The 11423-nt window shown below is 34.2% G+C and carries 15 protein-coding genes; 14 read left to right on the top strand and 1 reads right to left on the bottom strand.

Annotated elements, in window-relative coordinates:
• The first annotated feature begins 504 nt into the window (after positions 1-504).
• From DCO46_RS15795 to metQ, 10 genes are all read left to right on the top strand, one after another.
• Entirely contained in the window at positions 505-879 is a 375-nt protein-coding gene (locus tag DCO46_RS15795) for a VOC family protein (protein ID WP_116753470.1), read from the top strand.
• A gap of 12 nt (positions 880-891) precedes the next feature.
• On the top strand, positions 892-1242 hold the full coding sequence (locus tag DCO46_RS15790) for a DUF2200 domain-containing protein (RefSeq protein WP_116753469.1): 351 nt from the start codon (positions 892-894) through the stop codon (positions 1240-1242).
• A gap of 225 nt (positions 1243-1467) precedes the next feature.
• Entirely contained in the window at positions 1468-1839 is a 372-nt protein-coding gene (locus tag DCO46_RS15785; protein WP_207784972.1) for a hypothetical protein, read from the top strand.
• A gap of 201 nt (positions 1840-2040) precedes the next feature.
• Positions 2041-2610 (top strand): DUF6642 family protein, encoded by a 570-nt coding sequence (locus DCO46_RS15780; protein ID WP_116753468.1) that lies wholly within the window; start codon positions 2041-2043, stop codon positions 2608-2610.
• Positions 2607-3527, top strand: coding sequence for a helix-turn-helix domain-containing protein (locus DCO46_RS15775; protein WP_116753467.1), 921 nt, complete (start codon positions 2607-2609; stop codon positions 3525-3527). The genes DCO46_RS15780 and DCO46_RS15775 overlap by 4 nt, the downstream gene beginning before the upstream one ends.
• A 70-nt stretch (positions 3528-3597) precedes the next feature.
• A complete protein-coding gene (locus tag DCO46_RS15770) occupies positions 3598-3798 on the top strand; it encodes a hypothetical protein (RefSeq protein ID WP_116753466.1) in 201 nt (66 codons plus the stop codon).
• 24 nt (positions 3799-3822) lie between these two features.
• On the top strand, positions 3823-4395 hold the full coding sequence (locus tag DCO46_RS15765) for a pentapeptide repeat-containing protein (RefSeq protein ID WP_116753465.1): 573 nt from the start codon (positions 3823-3825) through the stop codon (positions 4393-4395).
• A gap of 261 nt (positions 4396-4656) precedes the next feature.
• Positions 4657-5688 (top strand): methionine ABC transporter ATP-binding protein MetN, encoded by a 1032-nt coding sequence (gene metN, locus DCO46_RS15760; protein ID WP_116753464.1) that lies wholly within the window; start codon positions 4657-4659, stop codon positions 5686-5688.
• A complete protein-coding gene (gene metI, locus DCO46_RS15755) occupies positions 5681-6334 on the top strand; it encodes a methionine ABC transporter permease MetI (protein ID WP_116753463.1) in 654 nt (217 codons plus the stop codon). Before metN ends, metI begins: the two co-directional genes overlap by 8 nt.
• A gap of 21 nt (positions 6335-6355) precedes the next feature.
• Complete coding sequence (metQ, locus tag DCO46_RS15750) at positions 6356-7174, top strand: methionine ABC transporter substrate-binding lipoprotein MetQ (protein ID WP_116753462.1); 819 nt, start codon at positions 6356-6358, stop codon at positions 7172-7174.
• Positions 7175-7258: 84 nt separating this feature from the next.
• Here the strand turns inward: metQ and DCO46_RS15745 are convergent, their stop codons facing one another.
• Entirely contained in the window at positions 7259-8437 is a 1179-nt protein-coding gene (locus DCO46_RS15745; protein ID WP_116753461.1) for an MFS transporter, read from the bottom strand.
• A gap of 103 nt (positions 8438-8540) precedes the next feature.
• Between DCO46_RS15745 and DCO46_RS15740 the strand changes: the two genes are divergently transcribed.
• The 4 genes from DCO46_RS15740 to DCO46_RS15725 all read left to right on the top strand — a co-directional run bounded on the left by DCO46_RS15740 (position 8541) and on the right by DCO46_RS15725 (position 11001).
• The gene (locus tag DCO46_RS15740; protein ID WP_116753460.1) at positions 8541-9374 is read left to right on the top strand and encodes an AraC family transcriptional regulator; all 834 of its coding nucleotides are present in this window, start codon (positions 8541-8543) and stop codon (positions 9372-9374) included.
• A 69-nt stretch (positions 9375-9443) separates the two neighbouring features.
• Entirely contained in the window at positions 9444-9812 is a 369-nt protein-coding gene (locus tag DCO46_RS15735) for a hypothetical protein (protein ID WP_116753459.1), read from the top strand.
• Positions 9813-9916: 104 nt separating this feature from the next.
• Positions 9917-10441, top strand: a complete 525-nt coding sequence (locus DCO46_RS15730; protein ID WP_116753458.1) for a DUF3347 domain-containing protein — start codon at positions 9917-9919, stop codon at positions 10439-10441.
• Entirely contained in the window at positions 10441-11001 is a 561-nt protein-coding gene (locus tag DCO46_RS15725) for a helix-turn-helix domain-containing protein (protein ID WP_116753457.1), read from the top strand. The genes DCO46_RS15730 and DCO46_RS15725 overlap by 1 nt, the downstream gene beginning before the upstream one ends.
• Positions 11002-11423: the final 422 nt, after the last annotated feature.

The following is an 11423-nucleotide window of genomic DNA, read 5'->3' as shown; positions in this document are numbered from 1 at the left end:
CAAAGGAGACTGGGGAGACTGGGATGAACAACCTTTTTGCGCTATTAATGACGCAGATGATCTGGATCTGGAAACAGCCACTCAGGACGATGAGACAATTACTGATAAAATCTTTTAAAATCAGTATTTGCTCCTGATTATTCATTTTGGGTGAAAGACCTGTCGCCTTTCTATTGCCCTTAGTTTTCTAAAATTAATTCTTTTTTTATTTACATTTTCTGTTCAGGATTCGAAAAGATTTCCTGAACAATCTTGTATTTCTTCTTGTCTCAATTCTTTATTTCTAATTTCCTGTCATAAATTAAGGAAATAGTATTCAATCAAATTCAGGAAACAAAATTGCAAATTCATAACGAATAACTCCAAAGCAGTTTTGCAGCAAATCGCTGATTTTCTTTTTTCTTCGCAAAATAAATATTTACAAAAAAACCTTAATTTAGCCAGAGATCGGAAAATTATTTTTAATAATAAATTCGCTTCTCTTTTAACTAAACACATCAAAACATGAAAAAAGTAACAGGCATTGGCGGTATTTTTTTTAAATGCAGCGACCCAAATAAAATGAGAGAATGGTACAAAACACACCTTGGTTTTGACACTAATGATTACGGAGCAACTTTTGAATGGAAAGAAGAATCCGATCCGTCAGTTAGCGGTTCGACGCAATGGAGCCCATTTCCTGAAACCACCAAATATTTTGAACCTTCTGCAAAAGATTTTATGATTAACTACAGAGTCGCAGATCTGGAAGCACTGGTTGTAGAACTGAAAAAAGAAGAAGTGACAATTCTTGACGAAATGGAAACCTACGACCATGGAAAGTTCATTCATATTATGGACATTGAAGGAAACAAGATTGAATTGTGGGAGCCTAAATAAGAATTAAAAAACATGGAAAAACATAGAATCTATACAACTTCGTTTGCAAGTGTTTATCCGCATTATGTTGCTAAAGCAGAAAAAAAAGGCCGCACAAAAGAAGAGGTTGACACAATAATTTCCTGGCTTACCGGGTACAATCAGCAACAGCTTCAGAAAATAATTGATAACAAAACTGATTTTGAAACTTTTTTTGCAGAAGCCCCTCAACTGAATCAGAATGTATCCAAAATTACCGGTGTAATTTGTGGTTATCGTATAGAAGATATTGAAGACAAACTCATGCAAAAGATTCGTTATCTGGACAAGCTTATTGATGAACTGGCCAAAGGAAAAGCGATGGAGAAAATTTTAAGGAATTAAAATTGTAATACTTAATAGACGGATTAGTAGCCTAATTCGTCTATTTTTTTTCATTCTTGCTTAAAACACGTATTTATACGTGCTTATTTATTGACAATAAAAACGATTTTTGTAATCAAATACAAATAATTGTAGATTTTTCTCAACAAAACAAAAGATACACACAAATAAAAAAACCAAAACAACGAAAAGACAAAATATTACATAATTGAACAAATCAAAACTATGGAAAATCTTTGGTGTTGGCGATGTAAAATGGAAATTCCGATGTTAAACGAGGATGAACACAGAATGGCATCCAAACTTTATCGACATGGTTTTGAAACAGGAAAATGTAATATGACAAGACAGGAACGTTTTAAAGCACTGCTCGAATATTACAAGGAATTAACAGAGTATGATGAAACTGAGCCAAACGCTATAATGCATCACAGAATTGAGTTATATGGCCCGCCATGTGAAAACTGTTCTAAACCTTACCGGACTCCAAAGGCTTCTTTTTGCGCTGCCTGCGGACATAAAAGAACCAACTTTAATGACATCATTTTAAAAGATACAGAACAAAAATGGTGGTATAAATTTCTGACTGTAAATTAGTTTACAGTCCCAGTTTGAAGTCTCAGTTCATAATTTACAAATTCATTTGGGGATGAATACTGTAACTGGACTGAGACTAAAAAACTAAAAAAATGCGTTAAAAACATCTCTTCTTTACCAATTTCTACACAATAAAAAATACTTTTGCAAAATGAAAATTCAGAGAAAATCAATCTCTGACAAAATCACAAAACAAAAGTAATGGATAGCGAAAAATTTATATTTTGCCTTGAAGGCGTCCCGGATATAGAAATTCAAATCAGAACGAATGTCGTGAAATGCCTTGAGGAATTGGCCATTGACCAGGGAATTGCAAGCATCCATAAAACCTGCGACACTATAGAAGGCCTTGAAGAAAGCCTTACTATTTTACTTTATGAAGATCATAATTTTAAGGATTATGAAATCATTTATCTGGCAATGCCCGGTCAGGAAAACAATATCTGCCTGCACGATTACTACTATAGCCTCGAAGAAATTGCCGAACTTTTTGAAGGAAAAATGAAAGGAAAAATTATTCATTTTGCCAATCTTAAGGTTTTGGATCTAACAAACGACGAAGCACAATATTTTCTTGACATAACCGGTGCGCGCGCTATTTCGGGTTATGGTTCCACATATAATAAAATTGCAAGCTGCAGTACGATTGACAAAGCCTTTTTTAGTTTATATCAGGATAATGACGACCTTGAAGAAGTCGTAGAAGAATTATATCAGAAACATTACAATCTTTGCAAACTTCTTGATTTTAGATTGTATTATTCAGCATGAAAAAAAAGGCGGCTGAAAAAATAAAAACGTATGAAGCAAAAGGTTTCCGGGAGAAGTTCTTAGGGGAAGACAATCCTATACATTTACTTTTTAAATCAAATTCTGATCATTTTTTTTGCCTTGAGATTGAAGAAATAATGCAGATGCAGCATCCCGTGCCGCCTTCTAAACATTCTTGTCATACTTTGATTTTTATTTCTTCGGGGCAGCATGTTATGAAACTGGGTTATCAGGAATTTATAACTACCGATAACGAAATGATTGTGGTGCCGGCAGGACAAATCTTTTCGCTTGAGAACGTCAACAATATCCATAATGGCTACATCTGTCAATTTCATCCTGATATTTTAATTGGAAAATATGGCAGCCGTGAAATGCTTAATGATTTTGATTTTTTGAAAATTTCAGGAAATCCTAAAATCAGCCTGGCTCCCGAAGATATTGCTCCTGTTACCAGTATTTTAGAAAGATTAAGAAAAGAATATTCCGAAACTGCGTTTACAGACCTGAATATTGTTCAGTCCTATCTGATTGCTTTGTTTTATGAAATGAATAAAAATGCGGTAAAAACTTCTAAAAGTATTTCTGCCGCTGAAGCCATTACTGCAAAATTTAAGGAATTGATTCATGATCAGATCAAAACGGAGCATCAGGTCAATTATTATGCTTCATTACTCAATGTCACGCCCAACCATTTAAACAAATGTATCAAGACAGTTACCGGAAAATCTGCCGTTAAATGGATTGAAGATAACATATTACTGGAAGCTAAATATTTACTGTTCCAAACCACTCTTCCTGTTGGTGAAATTGCAACGCAAACAGGTTTTGAAGACCAGTCTTATTTTAGTCGTTTTTTCAAAAAACTGGAAGGAATCTCTCCTGTTCAGTATCGAAAAATGATTGATAAGTCCTAATTATTGATTACAGAATCCTAACAAATATATTGGTGTTTTTCAGAAATTTGCTTCTTCAAAAATGCAAATTATGATTTATGTTTTTAAAACTTCTGTTGACAGCCAGACCAAATTAGAATCGGCTTCTGCACTGCTTAATCAATTATTGCCTCACTCTTTATGGAATTTTGATCTTGAAGACTGCGACAATATCCTCCGGGTTGACAGCGAACTGAATGTTCCTGAATTACTTCAAAATAATACTTTTTTCGACTGTATCGAATTAGAATAAAACTTACCCGCCTTCTTTACTTATATGGAATCAAAATTATATCAAAACCGAACTTTTGAAACAATCGATTATTCGGACCAGAGTTTAGCCAATATCGAATTTGTAAACTGTGAATTTATCAACTGCAATTTTTCTAAAAGCGATTTAAGCAACAATGATTTTTTGGATTGTACTTTTAAGAACTGTAATCTTTCTTTGGCAACTTTACGAAATACAGGATTAAAAAACATCCGGTTTAGCGGCTGCAAATTGATGGGGCTTGATTTTAGTGCCTGTAACAGTTTTTTATTTTCAATGAATTTTGACGATTGTATTTTAGATTATTCGACTTTCATCTATAAAAAATTGAAGAAAACGAACTTTGCTGACTGCTCTGTAAAAGATGTTGATTTCTCTAATACCGATTTGGCTTTGGCTATTTTTAAAAACTGTGATTTATCAAATGCCACTTTCGTAGAATGTATCCTGGAGAAAACTGATTTCAGAACATCTAAAAACTATTCTTTTGATCCGTCGGAGAATAAAATAAAAGGAACGAAAGTATCTCATACTGCACTTGCAGGCTTGCTGGAAAAGTTTGACCTGAGTATCGACTAAAAATACATTTTAAAAATTAGAATTAAATAAAATGCATTCATTTACAATGAAGTAAATTTTGATAAATTTGCAAACTGACACTTTATATCTGGAGTTTATAATTAGAAAAATCATTCATTAAAGTAAATAATTAACATTTCATTAATGTTCGACTTAGCCGATAGATTTTATTATAAACTAAATAAGACTTACATTTGCATCGAATTTATAAGGGGATTTTTGTTTTTCTCTTATTTTTCAATTGATTGCAAATAATATTATATGATAGAATTAAAGAATATTACTAAAAAGTTTACTAAAACCGGGAGAGAAATTACTGCTTTGCAGGATGTTTCGCTTCATGTTCCTCCGGGGAAAATATTTGGTGTCATCGGAACTTCGGGCGCGGGCAAAAGTACCTTGATACGCTGTATAAACCTGCTCGAAAAGCCTACTTCCGGAGATGTACTGGTAGACGGAAAATCATTATTACAATTAAGTAATTCACAATTAGCAAAAGAGAGAAGGCAAATCGGAATGATTTTTCAGCATTTTAATCTTTTATCTTCAAGAACTGTTTTTGACAATGTTGCTTTTCCTTTAGAATTAGCAGGCGTTTCTAAACTTGAAATAAAAAAACGTGTTTTGGAATTGCTGGATTTAGTCGGACTTGCCGAAAAAATAAATGACTACCCTGCCAGCCTTTCAGGTGGTCAGAAACAACGTGTTGCCATAGCCAGAACTCTGGCAAACAATCCGAAAGTTCTATTGTGCGATGAAGCAACGAGTGCTCTTGACCCGGGAACAACCAGATCTATTCTGAATCTATTAAAAGACATTAATAAACGTCTGAACATTACCATTCTTCTAATCACGCACCAAATGGAAGTTGTAAAAGCCATTTGTGATGAGGTTGCCGTAATCAGTAATGGAAAATTAATTGAACAGGGAACTGTAGGTGAGATATTTGCAAATCCAAAGAATGAACTTACGCGTGAATTTATTTCTTCTTCCCTGCATATAGAAATTCCGGATTTATACCAGGAACGTTTGCAGTCTCAGTATAAAGAAGGCTTACACCCGTTATTGCGTTTAGAACTAAATGGAAATTCGGTAAACGAACCTATCCTGACACAGGCAGCTATTCAGTTTGGTGTAAACGCCAATATTATTACCGCACAAACTGCTTATGCCGGCGATACCAATTTCGGAATTCTTATTGTTGAATTATCCGGAAGCGAAAAGCAACATAAAGAAGCAATTCAATTTTTTAATGAAAAACACGTAAAAACAGAAATATTAGGCTATGTCTGAATCTATTATAACACTCTTATTACATGGGACTTTAGAAACTATTGTAATGACATTTTTAGCCGGATTTTTCGGTTTTTTACTAGGTCTTCCTTCGGGAATATTATTATTTCTTACCCGAAAAGGCCAAATTCTGGAACATGTATTTTTTAACCGTGTTCTGTCTGTAATTGTAAATATTTTCAGGTCGATTCCATTCATCATTTTAATTGTATGGATGATTCCTTTTACACGAGCTTTGGTCGGAACTTCAATCGGAGTTAGTGCAGCATTGGTTCCGTTGAGTATTGGAGCTGCTCCTTTTATTGCGAGACTGGTAGAAAACAGCTTACTAAGTTTGCCTTCAGGATTGATTGAAGCGGCAAGGGCTCTGGGCGCTACACCGTTGCAAATTGTATACAAAGTATTACTTCCGGAAGCACTTCCTTCTCTTATAAATGCGGCTTCGATTACATTAATTACCCTTGTTGGTTATTCTGCTATGGGTGGGGCTGTTGGCGCAGGCGGACTTGGACAGATTGGTTATCAATACGGCTACATCGGTTATGATGCCGTGATTATGAATACCGTTTTGGCTCTCCTTGTTGCTCTTGTCTTTATCATACAATTTGTCGGAGACAGACTTTCTAAATATTTTGACCACAGATAAATTTAATTTTAAAATAATAACATGAATACAAAAAACAGACTTTCGATACTTGGAGGGATTTTAGCTCTAACGCTAACACTTGCTAATTGTGGAAAAGAGAAGAAAAACGATCCAAATCATATAAAAGTTGGTGTTGCGGCGGGACCGGAATTTACGGTTGCACAAGCTGCCCAAAAAGTAGCAAAAGATAAATACGGCTTAGAAGTGGAACTGATTACTTTTAATGATTATGTGGTTCCAAACGAAGCTCTGAATCAGGGCGATATTGATGCTAATGCTTTTCAGCACAAACCATATCTTGATGAGCAGGCGAAACAAAGAGGTTATAAACTTGCTATTATCGGAAAAACTTTTATTTACCCGATTGCAGCTTATTCAAGAAAAATAAAAACAATTGCCGAACTAAAACCGGGCAGTACAATCGTTATTCCAAATGATCCGACAAATGGCGGACGTTCATTATTATTGCTTCAGAAAAACGGACTTCTAAAACTTAGGGACAATGTTGGTCTTTTACCAAAAGTGATCGATATTACCGAAAATCCTAAGAACTTAAAAATATTAGAATTAGAAGCTCCTCAAATTCCAAGAACATTAGACGACGAAAATGTATCTTTAGCCATCATCAATAATACCTTTTCATCACAGGCAGGACTTGTTCCTTCAAGAGATGCTTTGTTTGTTGAAGATAAAGATTCACCTTACGTAAACTTAGTTGTTTCGAGAGAAGACAATAAAAATGACGAAAAAGTGCTGAAATTCCTGAAAGCGTTTCAATCTGATGAGGTTGCAAAAGCAGCAGAAAAAGAGTTTAAAGGCGGTGCTGTAAAAGGCTGGTAAAATAATTTATATGCAAATAAAAAAGGCTGACAAGTAATATTTGTCAGCCTTTTTTATGTAAAAATTAAATCCTGAATTTTATAATTAAATTGCCTCTACTTCCTGTAATTCAATCTGGGCGCTTCTTTTTCTTTGGATTAAAGCAAAAGTAATTATCATTCCGACAATAGACATTCCGACACCAATAAGATTTGGAGATGCATAACTGTAACCTGCAATTAACGGCAAACCTCCCAGAAAAGCTCCTAATGCATTTCCGATATTAAAGCTCCCCTGCAGCGCAGCCGATGCGATCATTTCAGCATCTTTGGCAGTACGAATCATCAACATCTGAATTGGTGCAATAACCGAGAAAGAAATGGCTCCTGTTAAGAAAGTAAAAAACAAAGAAGCATATTGATTAAAAGAGAAATAATAGACCAAAATTAAATCTACGGACATTACCATTAACAGCACCAATGTGGTTGGAGCCGGTGAAAATCTGTCTGCCAGTTTGCCTCCTAAAAAATTCCCGACTACCATTCCAAAACCTGCGAGAATAAGAATATACGAAACATCTTCCGGAGAAAATTTAGATACATTAATCAATAAAGGAGCAATGTAGCTAATCCAGGCAAAAAGTCCTCCAAATCCAATCGCCGTGATTCCGATAATAAGCCATGCATCGACTTTCTTAAAAAACAACAGCTGCGTTTTCATGTTTACATTTTGATTTTTTTCCAGATTTGGCATCCACAAATAGATAAACAAAAAGGTAAGCAAACCAACAATTCCGATAAGCACAAACGTATAGCGCCATATAAAATGGTGACCAATATAAGTTCCAATTGGAACTCCTATCAAATTAGCCAAAGTCAGACCCGAAAACATAATGGCAATAGCCTGAGCTTCCTTTCCTTTGTCGGCCAGGCGGCTTGCAACTACCGCCCCCACTCCAAAGAATGCCCCGTGTGGCAATCCTGATAAAAACCGGGAAGCGAATAAAAAATTATAATTGGGTGCAATGATTGATAATGCATTAAAAACGGTTAACATTAAAGCTAAAATCAAAAGCATTTTTTTTGGAGCATAATTCCTGCCTAATATCACCAATAAAGGTGCACCAATAACAACTCCAAGAGCATAAGCTGAAATTAAATATCCGGCAACCGGAATCGAAACTTTCATATCTAAAGCAATGTCAGGCAGTAAGCCCATCATTACAAATTCTGTAATTCCAATAGTTAGCCCTCCGAGAGAGAGAGCAATAAGACTTTTTTTCATTTGATTAGTAAGAAAAGGAAAATGATTTTCTATGGTGCAAATTTAAGTCAGTTACAGAAAAATTTAGTTGTATATTTGCGACATAAACTTGTATATTTAAGTTATGCCGAAATTAAATCAATTTGAAACTCTTGTTATACATGAATTTGAGGATGAGAAATTTCATCTTCCTCCACATACACATACGTATTATGAAATCATTTATATCAAGAAAGGAAGCGGGATCCATCATTTAAACAATAATCTTCTTCCTTATAAAACAGGTGATTTATTTGTGATTTCACCAGATGACGAACATTATTTTGACATCAAAAAAAGTACGCGGTTTGTGTATATCAAATTCACAGATAATTATTTCAATTTTAAACAAAACCTGACATGTGATGAATTCTTAATTCATACACCGGAAAGTTTTATGCGTGACAAAACACTCAAAGAAACGGTTTTGAAATTTGATGATCCCTGTCGTACGATCTTAAAAAACACTGTCGACAACATATCCGCTTATAATTGCAAAACCGATGTTTCGAATTCGCCAATTGTATTTTACCAGATTCTTTCCATTTTTGGATTAATAAAAGAAACAATGCGAAGCCTGAATCTTGTCGTAAAAGGAAATTCTATCGATAACGAACAAATTACCTCTTACATCCATCAGAATATTTATCAGCCAAAATTGGTTCAGATTAAGGTAATTGCAGATCATTTCAACATTGCCCAAACCTATTTTAGTGCTTATTTCAAAAGGACTTTTTCTATTAGCTATCGCGATTACATTCATAATCTGCGAACAACGCTGATCGAAAAACGTTTTCAGAATAACCAGTTGCCAGTCAAACAAATTGCCTATGAGTTTGGTTTTACCGATGAAAGCCATTTGTCCAATTATTTTAAAAAAAGAAAAAATATGAAGCCTACAGATTTCAAAAGGCTTTAGTTATCGAAATCTTAAAAAATATTTCACAGGGGATTTTTTAGTTAAATTTGTATTTCAAAAACATTTTCATTGTTCAAAAAAGTTCGCATAGCACTTATCCTTCTAACTCTTGGTTTCTTTTTGATTCCGGGTTTCAATTATGCCTGTAATAATGGGCATTCTAAAGAAATAGCCGCAAAAGAGACAAAAGAAAAAAGTAACTGTGTAAAAGAATGCTGCCAAAAGAACAATTCAAGAAAAGACAAGCATAATTGCGATGGAAAATGCCGTCACGCCAATTGTACGGTTTCTTTTCAGTTTAATGCATTAACTGTAAACGATTTTATTTTAGAAAAAAATCACTTTAATTTCTCTGCCAAAAAACCAAATCCGCATTATAACGAAACCGGTCTTTCTGATGGTTTTAGCATGATTTGGTTACGTCCTAAAATAGGATAATTTTCTTTTTTGACAGCCAGAGGTGGGTCAAAACTGACCTCATCCTTCACAAAACAATTTTAAATAAAATTCTAAGTTTCCTTTAAATTTATAAAACACATAAAATGAAAAAATCAATCATAGCAATAACAGCAGTAATAACTTTATTATTTTCTGCCGGCAGCATTCAGGCAAATTCAGTCAAAACAGAAATAAATGAAGTTATCGATTCAGGTCAGCTTCAATCTGTTTATGATGCTTATTTTACAGTAAAAGACGCGCTTATAAAAAGTGACAGCAAACTGACTTCGGCAAAAGCCAAAGATCTCCTTACTGCTATAACAGCTGTAAAAATGGATAAATTAAAAAGTAATGAACATACCGTTTGGATGAAAGTGGTAAAAAAACTAACTGCCGATGCCAAAAGTATTTCCTCAACAACCGATCTTAAAAAACAACGTGAGACTTTTAAAACTTTATCTAAAAGCACTTACGATTTAATAAAAGTTTCAAATCCGGATCAGCCAGTTTACAAACAATATTGCCCAATGGCCGATGCTGACTGGTTAAGCAAGGAAAAAGCCGTTAAGAATCCGTACTACGGTTCTTCTATGCTGACTTGCGGGAATGTTGTAGAAACAATCAAATAATGAAGTTCTACATCAAAAATATGGTGTGCAGCCGATGCAAAATGGTAGTGAAGTCTGAGTTTGAAAAACTCGGGCTTCAGACTATTGCTGTCGAATTGGGCGAAGTTGAGCTGGAAGAATCTGTTTCAGAAAATCAAAAAGAAGCTTTATTACATAATCTTCAGGCTTTAGGCTTTGATTTAATTGATGATAAAAAAACAAAAACTGTCGAAAGAATAAAAACCCTGATTATTGATTTGGTCCATCATAAAAATAATGAGCTAAAAATCAATTTATCAGATTATCTGGCAGAAGACCTCAGTCAGGACTATAATTCGCTGAGCAATTTATTTTCTGAAATTGAAAATACGACTATCGAAAAATATTTCATTAGCCAGAAAATTGAAAAGGTTAAAGAATTACTGGTTTATAATGAGCTTTCGTTAAGTGAAATTGCCGACATCTTAAATTATAGCAATGTGGCGCATTTGAGCAATCAATTCAAAAAAATCACCGGTTCTACTCCTACTTCGTTCAAAAAATCGAAAGATAAAAAACGTATTCAGATCGAGAATTTGTAAAAGTCAATTTCTCGCAAAAGCGCAAAGATTTTTTTTAGTCTCACGCAGATTTTGCAGATTCTACAGATTTAAATTTTAATTATTAAATTAAAATTATCTGCCTGATCTGCAAAATCTGCGTGAGACTAAACCGTAAAAAATTATAGAGCATAACCAATGGTTTCAGCCATTGGAACACAACGAATTTATCCCTATATGCATCCCAAGGTTAAAACCCTCGGCTATGTTTAAGGGCTATATTTTAAGAAAGGTTCGCAAAGCTTTGAATAGCTTTGCGAACTTTGCGTTTTTATAAAACACAGCATATCAAAAATCCTTGCGTATTTGCGGTTAAAAAAGCATTTAGTAAATCTTACAAATCATTCCCAAAATTCTACAAACCGTTGTAACTTGTACTTCGGAAATTTGCATTGTAATACTTA

Source organism: Flavobacterium sp. HTF, assembly GCF_003105115.1.
Classification (GTDB): Bacteria; Bacteroidota; Bacteroidia; order Flavobacteriales; family Flavobacteriaceae; genus Flavobacterium.
This window is presented reverse-complemented; position numbering and strand designations above follow the sequence as displayed.